Annotated in this window: 8 protein-coding genes and 1 pseudogene; 3 read left to right on the forward strand and 6 right to left on the reverse strand. The window is 61.0% G+C overall.

Annotation, left to right across the window (positions count from 1 at the left end; translation table 11 throughout):
- Positions 1-421 precede the first annotated feature (421 nt).
- Positions 422-994 carry a flavodoxin domain-containing protein gene (locus tag HMPREF2528_RS08140; protein WP_049354549.1) on the forward strand — a complete coding sequence of 191 codons (573 nt, stop codon included), beginning with the start codon at positions 422-424 and terminating at the stop codon, positions 992-994.
- Positions 995-1,713: 719 nt separating this feature from the next.
- On the forward strand, positions 1,714-3,654 hold the full coding sequence (locus HMPREF2528_RS08145; RefSeq protein ID WP_070543703.1) for a GH25 family lysozyme: 1,941 nt from the start codon (positions 1,714-1,716) through the stop codon (positions 3,652-3,654).
- Positions 3,655-4,597: 943 nt separating this feature from the next.
- Here HMPREF2528_RS08145 and adhP read toward each other — a convergent pair.
- From adhP to HMPREF2528_RS08180, 6 genes are all read right to left on the reverse strand, one after another.
- Positions 4,598-5,623, reverse strand: a complete 1,026-nt coding sequence (gene adhP, locus HMPREF2528_RS08150) for an alcohol dehydrogenase AdhP (RefSeq protein WP_049349127.1) — start codon at positions 5,621-5,623, stop codon at positions 4,598-4,600.
- Between the two features lie 440 nt (positions 5,624-6,063).
- Entirely contained in the window at positions 6,064-7,446 is a 1,383-nt protein-coding gene (locus tag HMPREF2528_RS08155; RefSeq protein WP_070543704.1) for a phosphoenolpyruvate synthase, read from the reverse strand.
- A gap of 301 nt (positions 7,447-7,747) precedes the next feature.
- Positions 7,748-8,758 carry a prolipoprotein diacylglyceryl transferase gene (gene lgt, locus HMPREF2528_RS08165; RefSeq protein WP_070543706.1) on the reverse strand — a complete coding sequence of 337 codons (1,011 nt, stop codon included), beginning with the start codon at positions 8,756-8,758 and terminating at the stop codon, positions 7,748-7,750.
- Positions 8,758-9,612, reverse strand: coding sequence for a tryptophan synthase subunit alpha (trpA, locus tag HMPREF2528_RS08170; protein ID WP_070543707.1), 855 nt, complete (start codon positions 9,610-9,612; stop codon positions 8,758-8,760). Before trpA ends, lgt begins: the two co-directional genes overlap by 1 nt.
- Entirely contained in the window at positions 9,612-10,946 is a 1,335-nt protein-coding gene (gene trpB / locus HMPREF2528_RS08175) for a tryptophan synthase subunit beta (RefSeq protein ID WP_070543708.1), read from the reverse strand. The genes trpA and trpB overlap by 1 nt, the downstream gene beginning before the upstream one ends.
- Positions 10,947-11,165: 219 nt before the next feature.
- Complete coding sequence (locus HMPREF2528_RS08180) at positions 11,166-14,480, reverse strand: chromosome segregation SMC family protein (protein ID WP_070543776.1); 3,315 nt, start codon at positions 14,478-14,480, stop codon at positions 11,166-11,168.
- Positions 14,481-14,801: 321 nt separating this feature from the next.
- On the opposite strand from HMPREF2528_RS08180, the pseudogene HMPREF2528_RS09295 reads away from it, so the two are divergent.
- Positions 14,802-15,070: pseudogene (locus HMPREF2528_RS09295) on the forward strand (3-oxoacyl-ACP synthase III); the annotation flags it as partial.

Raw genomic sequence — 15,070 nt, forward strand, 5'->3', positions numbered from 1 at the left:
ACAGGTAACCACATGCCGGATGCGTGGGACTCTTTCTCAATTATAGGGGTTTTGCGCCCTCTTGGGTATGCTTCTCCCAACTCTTTCCACCGAAGAAATTGTGTTTCACGTCGCATTTTGAACGCCACCCCTCTTCCATCGAACACGCCACAGAAAGTCGATTTTCACCCCCACCACCCCCGCCTCGCCCGGAAAGTAAATTAGGGTGCTTTTTACCCATATCTAGCCAGTACTGCGCAATATTTAGTCTCGTTCGAGAACATTCGAGCATATTTCAAAAACATAGAGACACTCAGAGTGGGCTATGAGAAGATAGATGGGGCATCCAAAAGCTGGGCGATTTCACATTTTCGCGCGCCTAGCCTATATTGGAACCCATAATTAGTATTTGAAATGCGAAATATATCTGGAAGGTTCACAGATGACTACTCGCGTGCTGATTATCTTCGGCTCCACCTACGGCTACACCGAACAGTACGCCACCTGGCTGGCAGAAGATCTGCGTGCACTCCCGCAGGCCCCCGAGGTTGAGACTGTCCCCGCCTCCAAGGTCACCCCCGAGCAGGCTGAGGCATTCGACGCTTTCGTCATTGCCGGCAGCGACTACGGTGGATTCCTCAACGGCGCACCGGCACTTCGCAAGAAGATTCTGCCGATTATTGCGCCCAAGAAGAACCGCACCGCATTCTTCACCGTCTCCTTCACCGGTGAATACTCCAAGAAGCTGCTGGACAAGGCCGTCGCCAAGAGCTACACCCCCGAACTGACCGAAGGTCGCCCCGTCTACCACCTGCGTGGCGGCATCGACTTCGACAAGATTTCGCTGGCTCACAAGACCGCCCTGAAGGGCCCGGTGCGCGCATGGCTCATGGCGAACCCGCACCCGAACGAGGGCATTCAGCAGATGCTCGAATGCTACAAGACTGGCAAGGCTGAGTACATCGATCGCGAGACCCTCAAGCCGCTGATTGAGGACATCGCAAAGTTCCTCTAAGCCTTTCGGGAAACACAAGCTTTCGCCTCTTCCCACCCGTCTCTTTCAGCCGGACACCAGAACCTGAAAGAGCGGGCGGGAAGAGCCGAGAAAAACGTGCCAACAGGCACCATATACGTGGTCGATGACTCTTCATCTCTCCTGCATCGACCATGAAACTCCGGGTGCCGGTGCGAGGCCGCGCCAAATACAGTACCCGGAACATGAGGGGTGGGTCTTTGTGTGTGCGGCCCACCCCTTTCCTTATGCCCAAAAGCCGACTCAAAAGTCGCAAGAGGCACCGCCCGGCGCATCAGCACCCGACTGCATCCCGGCAACGTAGCTCTAGATGCTGCAGCCTACCCTGGACAACGAACCGACGCAGCAACACCCCAATACAGCGGTCCACAGAGTGAAATTCGCAATGCCCCGGCGTGTCACCCACCTAAAATTTTTCGCAAAAAACTGAGCCAATAAATGCACCGACAAGCCACAAAGTAAAACAGACACCCCAAAGATTCCAGGTTACTGTGCACTCTGCGAAAGATATACCGCCAGAATGACACCCCAAATCATTGCGCACATCGGTGCAGGTACCGTACGCTGTTAGCTGTGTCAGCCGCTTGACATACCCGGCAACCGACACACATCACTTCAACTACCCCACATATTCACTCGTGCCAGAAGCCCCCGCACAGGGCCACATCGGCACATCCACCTCTCAAACACAGGCAAAATCTATGAAGAAACTCCAGACTGCCGCGCGCTCCGCAGCAGCCCGCTCCATCATGGCGTCCGCAGTCACCCTGGTCGCCGCATCCCTCACCTCCGTTCCCGCAGCCTTCGCCGCCCCCAGCGCGAGCGCAGCGGCAGAGGTCAACCTCGGCGCATCCTACGAAGAGCTCAGCTACGCTCCCGCCCCGGATGCATCTCTGGTCGAACGCTCAAACCCCGCCATGGGTGCGGGCGAGCGCGAACGCCTGGGCACCGCGAACGCACGCACCGGCGCCATCTCCCCCGCTTCTACCGCGACCCTGAGCGGTATTTCCGCGACCCAGAGCTCCGCGCAGGGTCTGGCGGCTGGTCGAGCTCCGGCAGCCGGTCAGGCACTGGCACCCGGTCAAGCGCTGGCACAGGGCCGCTCCGCATGGACCCCCTCCGGCGGCACCCTCGGTATGGACGTCTCCTCGCACCAGCAGAACGTGGACTGGGCGAGCGCCTACGCCGCAGGTTCCCGCTTCGCCTACGTGAAGGCGACCGAGGGCGGCTACTACACCAACCCCTACTTCGGTCAGCAGTACAACGGCTCCGCCGAGTCAGGCATGGTGCGCGGCGCCTACCACTTCGCGAACCCCCGCACCTCCTCGGGTGCCGATCAGGCACGCTACTTCGTGCAGAATGGTGGCGCGTGGACTGCCGACGGCAAGACCCTGCCCGGTCTGCTGGACATCGAGTTCAATCCCTACCCCGCCTACGGCAACACCTGCTTCAACATGACCCCGGCGCAGCTGACCGCCTGGACCCGCGACTTTGTGGACACCTACCGTTCACTGACCGGTCGCGCCCCGATGGTGTACACCGCAACCTCTTGGTGGTCGCAGTGCGTGGGTTCGCAACAGTTTGGTTCTCTGCCCCTGCACCTGGCGAGCTACTCGACCGTGGTCGGTGCAATTCCGGCGGGTTGGAGCGGCTACGACATTTGGCAGTTCACCGATTCGGGCCCGTTCGTGGGTGACTCGAACTTCTTCCCCGGCACCGTGAACGATCTGAAGGTTCTGGCGAAGAACCCGAAGGCTGTGCACCGCAACTGGTCGAACGGCCAGGACCGCACGGTTGAGGAGCGTGCGGCAAAAGATCGCGCCGCTCAGGATTCGAACGTGGTGACCACCGCGACCGGCTCCATTGATATTCGCACCGGCATCGGTAACTTCTGGAATAAGAACCGCTCCTTCTACGGCAACCCGATTGGCACCGAGTACTCTCTGGGTCACGGCGTGTACGCGCAGAAGTTCACCAACGGCAAGACCATCTACTGGACGAACTCTCACGGTTCGCACTGGCTGGTCACCAACGGCGGCCTGGATCATAAGTTCCGCTCGGACGTGGCACGATTCCGCGGCCTGACCACCGACGAGGAAACCCGCTCCGAGACCATCGCAGTCTCCTTCGCTAACGGTGAGGGCGCCTACTGGTCTGCCGCTACCGGCACCCACATCATCAATGAGCGCGGCTCCATCTACGCGACCTGGCGTGCAGCTGGCATGAGGGGCGTGCCCACCACCGACGAGCAGAACCTGGGCAACGGCCTCATCAAACAGGAGTTCACCGGCAGCACCACCTACGTGTGGTCCGCGCAGACCGGCACCCACCGCATGCACACCGGCGGCGCGTTCTACCACCGCTTCCTGCAGCACCGCGGCGCCTGGGGTGCACCGGTGACCGACGAGACTGTCACCTCTACGGGCGCTCAGATTCAGTTCGCCTCGGGTAAGGTACTGCTCTGGTCGGATGCGTACGGTGCGTACGAAACCAACGGTAACGGCGCGATTTTCAAGCATTGGGAGAAGAATAGCGCCCGCTACGGTGCGGCACGCGGCGACGAATCCTACGTGAACGGCGTGTACTACATGGACTTTGAGCGCGGCACGATCCGCTGGACCGCGCGGCGCGGTATCTACTAAGAGCGTGGAATCTACTCAACAGCACGGCAGCTAATAAACACTGCAACGCGCATATAAAAACGAGGGGCACCTGGCAGAGGTGCCCCTCGTTCTTTTGCTACAGGGCGCATCTTCTGAACAACATAGAATCAAGATGCGTTCTGCAGCGGGTGGGTTACCGAGTGAGTAGAGAACCCGGCTATGTTACCCGTGCCGGCAGGTAAATTTATGGCGTGGCGGGCGTGCCGCCTCGAAGTCATGCAATGTCCTAAAAGCCCCGGATTAGTGTGGCGGACATAGTCCCCATTGACTATGTCCGTGGGGCCCACACTAATCGTTGGTGAGACCTCAATCCGAAGGTGTCTAAAGGGGCGCCTGGCCGGAATTAAGGACTCAACGGTGAATAACGGCACGGTACGAAGATGCTGAAATTCACCCGGGTATGGCGTTCCGGGAGAAGGAATCGATATCTAGGAGGGCCGAAACCTTCACACGTCATATCCCGTTACATCTAGGGTAGGTGTAGGCGCACGCGAAACCTATCTCTTCGGCAAATATTACGCTTCAACCAGTAGTTGAATGTTTACAATACAAGTATGCATTTTGAGGTCTATAGATGTCAAACAAGATACTCTATTGAACTAATTTAGTGAGAATTTTGAGATATTCCCCGAATATTTCAAAAATAAATTCCTGCGTATATTACGTTTAGGTGCCTAGTACTCACAGAGGAATTCGGCTCCTCACGATAACGGCTCTCAAAAACCTACAGTCCACCCCGCCCTAAAAAGCCGCGTTAAAAACACTAAGGCGCACCCCGCGTCGTATGCACAGCAGAAAGAGTACCCATACTCCCCCGCCACACGGGATGCGCCCTAGGCGCTATAACCATCGAAACTACCGGCAAGACCCCAGTCGAGTGAGACCTTGAAGCCCTACCGGGCGCCTCGAACCATCCGCCAGCTTAGAGGCTAGCGAAGTCCAGAACCATACGGCCGGTAATCTTACCAGCAGTCATTTCCTCGAAGACAGCCGGTGCCTCGTCAACCTCACGCAGCTGAACCACCGGAACCACGAGGCCGTCAGCACCGAACTGGAACGCCTCCGCCAAATCCTGACGGGTGCCCACCAGGGAACCCACCACGCGGATACCGTCCAGAACGATCTTCACAATGGACAGCTCCATCATCTCCGAAGGCAGACCAACAGCCACCACGGAACCGCCCGCACGAACCGACTCGATAGCCTGGTTGAACGCAACCTTCGACACAGCGGTCACCACAGCAGCGTGAGCGCCACCGCCGGTCAGCTCGCGAATACGAGCCGGAACGTCCTCAACCTCACGGCCGTTGATGACGTGATCAGCACCGACCTTACGAGCCAGAGCCAGCTTGTCGTCGTTGATATCAACAGCGATAACCTTGGCACCGAAAACCTTCTTAGCGTACTGAACAGCCAGGTTGCCCAGACCGCCAGCGCCGTAAGCGACCAGCCACTGACCCGGGCGAACCAGCGACTCCTTGGTTGCCTTGTAGGTGGTCACACCAGCGCAGGTAATGGAGCTAGCCTGCGCCGGGTCAAGGCCCTCGGGAACCTTCACAGCATAATCAGCGGGCACCAGGGTGTACTCGCTCATGGCGCCGTCGACGGTGTAGCCGGCGTTCTTGACCGAACGGCACAGGGTCTCACGACCCGAGGTGCAGTACTCGCAGTGGCCGCAGCCCTCGAAGAACCAAGCCACCGACACGCGGTCGCCTTCCTTCAGGGACTCGACGCCCTCACCGACCTTGACGACACGACCAACGCCCTCGTGGCCCAGAATACGGCCCGGAAGCTCACCGAAATCACCGGCAGCCACGTGCAGGTCAGTGTGGCACACGCCCGAGTACTCAATCTTCACGAGCGCCTGGCCGTGACCAACCTCCGGAACGGGGACCTCACGGACAACAACCGAACCGTCAACCTTCTCAGGGACAACAACAGCCTTCATGGTTTCCTTGCACATGATCTAAACTCCTTTGTCATTGGTAGCCACACTCAAGCCGCAAGCTGCAAACCGCAAGCTGCAATCTACGCTTTGCAACCTAGCGGGGTGGGTGCGCATATTCTTTACATTTCCACAGTACAATGATGAGCTGCCAGTCTAAAGGTTTACCCCCGAATATGACAGAGGGGTTATTTAGGGGTCGGCACGCGAGCGAGGATGAGCTTTCGATAAGATCTATTTCAATCAATGCGCTAAACCGCTAAAAACCGCTAAAGGTTGATATGACTCTATGACGAACCGACACAGAAGATGAGAATGCCTCCCAAACCAGCGGCCTGGGGGCATTCATAAAAAAATTTAAATATTAAGTTTGAGGCGCATACCACCCTAAAGAAAGGGTTCAATCTGCACCTATACGATTCACGGTGGATTTCAGCCGCCGCCTAGAAGCAGAAAGCAACCTCAATATAGCCAGCGCCGCGCTCACCCGGACCATTCGGAGCGTTCAACGCCCAACCCAGATCCATGATGCGCACCGTAGAATCCATGAACGTACCGCCGCCAGCACCACCGCCAGCCAGCTGCACCGAACCCACCGCATAGCGGGCACGAGCCGAATCGTTATTCCACTTCTGCGACACCACACGAGCCGAAACGCTCAACGCAGCACCGGAGCCGCCGCCGCCATAACCGGCGCCACCGCCTCCAGAAACCACCGACTGGTAGCCATTAAACAGCTCGCCAGCGTTCGACGGTCGGTTATCGGTACCCTCCGGAGTCTGATCCCACTGGTACGAATAGCTCGCCACACCATCGGCGCCCTTCGCGCGGAAACCGCTCGCACCCGCCGCACCGGCAGTCGCAGTGCTCACCAGCTTCTGAGTGGAGGTGCTCGAAAAACCAATCACCGAACCATCGGTGGTCGGCGGGTTCAGCTTCTCACCGCCAGCACCGCCCACACCACCGGCGGCACCCGAACCCGGGTTCACCGTCAGAATCGGATTAGACTGCGCCTCATACGAGGTGAAACCAACAAAACCGGGCGAACCGTCGCCGTCACCCGAACCAGCGCCACCACCGGTGCTGAACTGGTGCTCGCCACCGGAGCTATCGAGCGAATAGTGCGCGGTCGGGCGCACAGCACCCGCATTCGCGGGGTTCGGCAGAACCGTCGCATACGACGCCAGCACACCGGCACCGCCGCCACCACCGGCAACAATCATCGGCACGCCATCCACCTCAATAGCGGACGAACCACCGCCGGACGCCGAATACAGCACAGCGCTCATGCCACCGCGACCGGTCACACCGCCAGAAATGCGGGTCAAATCATTAATCGCAGAAACAACATTCGCAGGAACCGGCGAAGGAGCCTTCGAGGAGCCGCCCACACCGTAGCCGTCGCCGCCCTCAGCGGGCTTCAGCTCACCATTACCGATACCGCCCGAACCGGCAGTCAGAGTAATAGTCTGGCCGCCGCGCACAGCCATAGAACCCTCCACCATGGCACCGGAACCGGCATCAGCCACAGTGTAGTTCGTGCCGCCGGCACCGCCCACAGCCACAAAACGCATACGCTTAGCGCCCGCAGGAACCGTCAGCACGGCAACCTTCTTCACGCCGTCACCGGCAGTGATCATCGTCGAATCCTCATAAGGGCCGGTGCACTCGCCTTCCTCATCAGAAGCCGCATACGCCGGAATCACCGACGACGACACAACAACCGGGGCAGCCCACGCCGCACCAGCCACAAGACGACGACGGGTCAGACCCGGGCGAGAAGAAGGAGAAACGGGGCGCGAAGAATCGTCGGCAGAAGAGCTCACGATAAAAATCCTGTACGTTGAGTGGGTGTTTCTAAACGCAGAAGCGACGGGCGCTCAAAGAGCCTCATACTCCTTACGCGGAGCCTCATGCCCCTTACGCGGGTGCCCGCCACACGCAATACCTCTATTATGCCTTCTCAACAGCCCAAATCCGTACAGGGTCCCGGCATATGCCACCATGAGAACATCCAGCGGCAAGAAGCAGGCAGCGGCATAAATAGCGGGCATAAAAAACCGCCGGACAGGGGCGCTCCCCATCCGGCGGTTTTCTATGAAATTCTTCTATGAAATTGAAGTTGAGCTAGGAGCTCTTAGTCGAAGACTCAGATTTGGAAGAATCAGAGTCTTCAGAAGATTCAGCCTTCTCGGATGCCTTCTCCTCAGCGTCCTCTGCGGTCTTACCCTCGACGGGCTTCGGAGCGAACTCCGCCGGAGCCGGCTCAATACCCGCAGCAGCCTTCGCCGCCGCACGACGACCAGCCACCACAAAACCAACAGCACCCAGCAGAACCAGCAACAGAGCAGTCCACACGTGAATACGAACGCCCCAGAGCATCTCCGAGGTATCAATACGCAAGAACATCTCAATGAAGAGGCGACCCACACCGTAGTAGAACACATACAGCCACAGGGTCTGACCCAGCTTCAGCACTCCCTTACGGCCCAGCCACAGCAGCAACGCCACACCCAGCAGGTTCCACAGCGACTCGTACAAGAACGTCGGATGGAACAGCGTACCCGCCGGATACTGGGTCGGGAAATTACCGCTCGACGCGCTAATCTCCAAGCCCCACGGCAGAGTCGTCGGCTTGCCGAACAGCTCCTGGTTGAACCAGTTACCCCAGCGGCCAAACGCCTGAGCCAGCAGAATACCCGGCGCTACCGCATCCGCAAAAGCCGGGAAATTCATCCCGTAGCGGCGGCAACCATACCAGGCGCCCAACGCACCAACCGACACGGCACCCATAATGCCGATGCCGCCCTCCCAAATCTTCAGGAAAGCCCACGGATCAGCAACATTCGGACCGAAATAGCTACCCGGGTCAGTAATCAGCACATGGTAGGCGCGGGCACCAATAATGCCCGCCGGAATAGCCCACATCGCCACGTCAAAAACGCGCTCAGGGGTACCACCCGCCGCCTTCCAACGGCGAGAACCCAGCCACAAGCACACCGCCATACCCGCCAGAATACACAGGGCATAGAAATGCACACGGAACGGGCCCAGCTGCAGGTACGAAACGCTCGGAGAGGGAATCGAAGCCAGCACGTTAGCTACCGGCGCGCTCGCCAGCGACAGCACATCAGACATTAGCCTTCACGCCCCGCCAGCTCACGGGTCAGCTTAGCCACCGCCTCAACACCGCCAGAAGCCAAAGCCTTCACCAGCGCGGTACCGACAATCACGCCGTCCGCATACGCGCCAATCTCCTCAACGTGGGCACGAGTCGAAACACCCAGGCCCACGCACGCACGAGGCGCACCGGCAGCCTTAATGTCCGCAACCAGGGTGCGAGCCGCCTCCGACACGGAGGTGCGGGCACCGGTCACGCCCATCACCGACACGGCGTACACGAAGCCACTCGATGCCTTCGCAATGGTCGCCAGACGCTCCGGCGACGAAGACAGCGCGGCAAGGAAAATACGATCCAGGCCGTACTCGTTCGACGCTTCAAACCATGCCGACGCCTCATCAGGCACCAGGTCCGGGGTAATCATGCCCGCGCCACCGGCAGCCGCCAAATCACGCGCAAAACGCTTCACACCGTACGCCAGAACCGGGTTCCAGTAAGTCATCACGACGACCACCGCGTCGGTAGCCTCAGTAATGCGGCGGACCGCCTCAAACAGCTGAGACAGCTTGAAACCGTTCTCCAGCGCCACGCCGGTCGCCTTCTGAATCACCGGGCCATCCATGACCGGATCAGAATAAGGCACGCCCAGCTCAATAATGTCCGCGCCGTTATTGCCCAAAGCAATCGCCGCGTCAATCGACTCATCCAGGGTCGGGAAGCCCACCGGCAGGTAGCCGATCAGCGCCGCGCGGCCCTGCTTCTCGCACTCAGCCAGACGAGCCGCCAGAGGCGACTGCGCATTCGGAGCGGGGAAAGAACCATCCAGCACCGTAAAAGGTGCCGCCTGAGAAATAGCGTCCTGGTAGCTCATTACTTAGCCTCACTTTCAGCCTGTGCGTTCTGTGCAGCGGATGCGGCAGCTTCCTTATTACCGGTCATCAGGGTCGAGGACGGAATCGCCTTACCCAGACCGAACCACTTCAGCGCGGTCTCCATGTCCTTATCGCCACGACCGGACAGGCAGACAATCATGGTCTTCTCGCGTGCCGCCTCCGGATCCTCAGCAGCCCAACGCTGGCACACGCGCAGCGCACCGGCAAGGGCGTGCGAGGACTCAATCGCCGGGATAATACCCTCGGTGCGGCAGAGCAGACGCAGAGCGTCCATCGCCTCGGTGTCAGTCACCGGCTCGTAGGTCACGCGACCAATATCGGACAGGTAGGAGTGCTCCGGACCCACACCCGGGTAATCCAGACCAGCAGAAATCGAATGGGACTCAATGGTCTGGCCATCCTCATCCTGCATCAGGTAGGTCATCGCACCGTGCAGCATGCCCGGGCGGCCCAGAGTAATGGTCGCCGCGTGACGGCCGGTATCCACGCCGTCGCCGCCAGCCTCAAAACCGTAAATCTCAACCGAAGCATCATCCAAGAACGCGTGGAACAGACCAATCGCGTTCGAACCGCCACCCACGCAGGCAGCAATACCATCGGGCAGGCGGCCAGTCTCAGCCAGAATCTGCTCGCGCGCCTCAGAACCAATAGCGTCATGGAAGAAACGCACCATCGCCGGGAACGGGTGCGCACCCGCAGCGGTACCCAGCAGGTAGTGGGTGTTCTCAACGTTCGAAACCCAGTCGCGCAGCGCCTCATTAATGGCGTCCTTGAGGGTGCGGGAACCGTTCTGAACCGCAATCACCTTCGCGCCCAGCAGCTGCATACGAGCCACGTTCAGCGACTGACGCTCAGTGTCTTCCTCACCCATGTAGACCACGCACTCCATACCGAAGAGCGCAGCCGCGGTCGCAGTCGCAACACCGTGCTGACCCGCGCCGGTCTCAGCAATCAGACGGGTCTTACCCATACGCTTAGCCAGCAGAGCCTGGCCAATCACGTTATTAATCTTGTGGCTACCGGTGTGGTTCAGGTCCTCACGCTTGAGGAACACACGCGCACCAGCATGCTCAGAGAACTTCGGAACCTCAGTCAGTAGCGACGGACGGTTCGAATACTCAGCAGAAAGCCGCTGGAACTCAGCAATGAACTCGGGATCGTTCTTCGCCTCGTTGAAGGTTGCCTCCAGCTCATCCATGGCGGCAATCAGCGACTCGGGCATCCACCGCCCGCCGTACTCACCAAAATAGGGGCCGGGGGCATTCTTCAACGACTCGCCGTTGAGGAAAGCATCTGCCAGGTTCTCGCTCATCACTATTCCTTCCCTGGATGGTTGCCGCCGGATGCGCGCCGCGGGTAGGGCGGGGCATCAGGCCTGATCACAGCGAAACACCACGCCAACCGTGAATAGGTGGGCGGTGTTCGCACATATCCCCCTATAGTACCCGGGCACGGGCAGTGAACAGTACCTTGAGGTGCACATGACCATTCCTAGGACATGTGACGTTCGCCGGGGTGGGCACGCGGCGGGCTACAGCAGCTCGCGCAACTCCTCCATCTGCTGAGAAAGCACCGTCGACACGCCACCGCGCATCGACACCCCGTACAAGGTCTCCGCAATCTGCATCGTGCGCTTCTGATGCGTCACCACAATCAGCTGCGAGCGCTCCCCCAACTCACCAATCACCTGCAGCAGGCGCGAGAGGTTGCGGTCATCCAACGCCGCCTCAACCTCATCAAGGGCATAGAACGGCGAAGGGCGAGACATATAAATCGCAATCAACAGCGCCAGCGAAGCGAGCGAACGCTCACCGCCGGACAGCAGCGACAGGCGCTTAACCTTCTTACCCGCCGGGCGTGCGTGAATCTCCACGCCCGAATTCAGCGGATCGGACGGGTCGTCCAGCTCAAGGTGGCCCTCGCCTCCCGGGAACAGGGTCTCAAAGATGCGGCGGTAGTGGGTGTTAATGTCCTCCATCGCGGCGGTGAACACCTCCGCAATGTGGCTGCTGACCTCGTCCATGACCGTGTTCAGGTCGCGGCGGGTCGCCTTCAAATCCTCAATCTGCTGATTCAGGTAGGCGTGGCGTTCCGAAAGCGCCTCGTACTCCTCCAACGCCAGCGGGTTAATGGCGCCCAGCGCATCCAGTTCGGCGCGGGTCGCCTTGAGGCGAGCGCGCACGCTCTCGGTGGAAGCTTCGGTAGTCTCTGATGCCGTTTCGGCAGCAGCATTTTCGGGAGCGTCGTTTTCGGAGGCAGCATTTTCGGAAGCCTCATCTGCGGGCACGTCAACCGGCAGCTGCTCGGAGTACTCTTCCTCCAGCTGCTCCAGGGTCAAACCGGTCACTAGGCGGGCACGCTCAGCCAGCGCCTGTACGCGCTCCTGCACGCGTGCCGCCTCCGTCTGGGTGCGCGCCAGCAGGGTCAGCGCCGCCGCGTGCGCCGCCTGTAGGTCCTGCACCTCATCGTTCGTGCCGGTCAGGCCCTCCTGGGCGTTCTTCAGGTCGGTGCTCAGCTCGTGCAGCTGCTGCTCGCGCTCGCTCACCTGCTCGGCAAGTACCTCACCCAGGCGATGGGCGCGGCGCTCAATTGTTGCAGCAGGAGCCTGCTCCCCCGTGCCCGCCAGGTAGGTGTCCTCGCGGGTGCGCGCCGATTCGTAGGCGACGCGCGCCTGCGCCACGGATTCCTCCGCGGCGGTGAGGCGCTCGTTCAGGCGGGCGCGCTCAGCCTGAATGTTCTGCGCGGAGGCTTCCAGGGACTCCGCCTGGGCGCGGGCGCGGGCGTGCTCGGCGCTCGCCACGCCCGCCGCCTTCGCCGCCTCGCGTTCTGCTTCGACCGCCGATTCTGCCGCGGTCTGAGCCTGCTGAACGGACTGCTCGGCTTCGTCCAGTTCCGCGCGGGTGCGGGTCACGACCTGGGAGGCGGCGCGGTATGCGGCGGCAAGTTCCAGGGGGCTGGCGCCCTCAGCCGGGTAGAGCAGGCTGTAGCGGGTGTGCTCGGTGCCTGCGGGGTCAAAAATACGCCAAATAGTGCGCTGAACTGCGAGGGTATTCTCTGCGAGCAGGTGCAGGGCTTGCTCTGCGGAGGCGGCATCCGGCGCGAACAGTACACCCACCAGACGCTCACCCAGCGCCGCGGTGACGCGTGCCAGGGCGTGCTCGTCGATGCCGGCGAGCGCGGCGGCATCCTCGCTGAGCGGTTCAATGATCTCGGTTGCCGGGCGGATACCCAGCTCACGCAGCTCGGCGGTGCAGGATTCGGGCAGGGTGGTTTCGGGCAGTTCTGTTGAAAGTTCCTTCGCGGCAGATTCGTTGCTTTCGTCCCCCTTATCACCGCGCAGGTGCGACACCTCGGCGCCCTCAACCGGCACGCTCAACGCCGCGGTCGCCAGCGAGGTCAGCGCAGCAGACGCCGCACGGGTGTACTCGGGGTCAATCTGCACGGCATCCAGCACGCGCAACAGGCTCGCGCCTTCGTTCGAAGAATCCATGACCTCGCCGGTCTCGGGGTCGAACACCGCCTCAGCAGATTCAGTGTCCAGTTCAGCGGGCGCTTCGCCCAGGCTCTGGCCCAGCGCCTCACGCAGGGTTGCGGCACGCTCAGCCGCCGCCGCGTAGGCGCGGGTCGCCTCCACCGCAGCGGCGCGGGCGGCATCCAGCTGAGCCTGCGCGCGGGCACGAGACTGCGCCGCCTCACCCGAGGCGCGCTCAGTCTGCGCCACCTCGGACGCCGCCTTCTCAACATTCTTCAGCGCCGCATCGTAGCGTTCCTCAAAGCTGGCGTAGCTTTCCACCGCGCGCTCTGCCTCTTCGCGGCGCTCCTCCAGCAGTTCCAGGGCGCGTTCGTATCCGGCGCGGGCGGCGGCGGTTGCCTCGGTCAGTTCCACGCGGTAGGTGCGCACGCGCTCGGCGGCGATGGACTGCACGGTGCGCACGCGCGCGGCGGACTCGCGCAGGGTCGACACGGCCTTCTGACAGGCGGTGACCTCGGCGTTCAGGCGGTTCTGCTCCTGCTGATGCTTCGCGGACGCTGTACGTGCCGCCTCCAGTTGTTCTTTCAGGGCTTCGGCGCGGCGGGTACCTTCCGCCTCGGAGGCGAGAGCCTGCGTCTGCTCAGCCTGCAGAATACCCAGCTGACGGGTCAAAAGCACCGCCTCCAGCTGGCGGATGCGCGCCTGCAGCTGGCGCGCGGTCGCGGCGGATTCTGCCTGCTCGCTCAGCGGCTGCAACTGCGAATCCAGCTCGGCAACCAGGTCGCTCAGGCGGGTAACGTTCGATGCCACAGACTCCAGCTTGCGGCTGGTCTTCTCCTGGCGGCGGCGGTACTTGACCACGCCCGCCGCCTGCTCGATCATGTCGCGGCGCTGCTGCGCGGTGGCGTGCAGGACCGCATCCAGCTGACCCTGGCCGACGAGCACGTGCATCTGCTGACCCAGACCCGCCTCCGAGAGCAGGTCCTGAATGTCGGCAAGGCGCGCCGGGGAGCCGTTAATCTCGTACTCGCTGCCGCCGGAGCGGAACATGGTGCGCGAAATCTGCACCCGATCAGCGGGAATGCTGAGGGTGCCATCAGAATTATCGAAAGTCAGGGTGACTTTGGCGCGGCCCAGGGGTGCACGCTGGGCGCCGTCGCCCGAACCAGCCTCACCGGAGCCCGCGAAGATAACGTCCTTCATGCTGCCGCCGCGCAGGCTCTTAGCGCCCTGCTCACCCATGACCCAGGCGAGCGCATCCAGCACGTTGGACTTGCCGGAGCCGTTGGGGCCGACCACCGCGTTAATGCCGGGGGTGAACTCAAAAGTGGTTGCGGAGGCGAAAGACTTGAACCCGCGCAGGGTCAGCGACATCAGGTGCACAAGGGGCCTTTCTGCAGAAGAACTGGTGTGTGCCGGGCACGTTCTGTGGTGCGTGGCGGCATCCCTCTAGTGTACGCGGTGCGGCGGGCGGGCGGCGTGAACGTGCACGGGGTGAAGGGGGTTCAAAGTTCCTCATTCTGCATCATCTTACGCGCGGGGTGAACGGGCGCGTTCATATTGGGTCTACGGATACGGGTTCGCCCGGTCGGTGCGGTAGATTGGAATGAGCATCACGAATTCTGCGGGGCCGCTGTGCGCATCCCCGCCGTCTTTGTATCCCACTGACTTCTATTTACAAGGGCCACACCATTGATGAATGCATCCGCCGATAAGGTCGGCACAAACTCTGACATTCGCCACGCTAACGCAGCTCTGCTGTCTATTACCCATGAGCTGCCTCCGGAGGTCGTCACGAGCGACTACTTCGATGAGCAGCTGGCCCAAACCTATAAGCGTCTGCGTATGCCGAAGGGCCTGCTGGAGCGTCTAGCCGGTATTAGCACTCGCCGCGGTTGGGCTGAGGGCCAGACCTTCGAGGACGGCGTTGTTGCCGCAGCCGAGAAGGCTATCGAACAGGCGGG

It is taken from the genome of Rothia sp. HMSC078H08 (genome assembly GCF_001808955.1).
In the GTDB taxonomy this organism is placed as follows: domain Bacteria; phylum Actinomycetota; class Actinomycetes; order Actinomycetales; family Micrococcaceae; genus Rothia.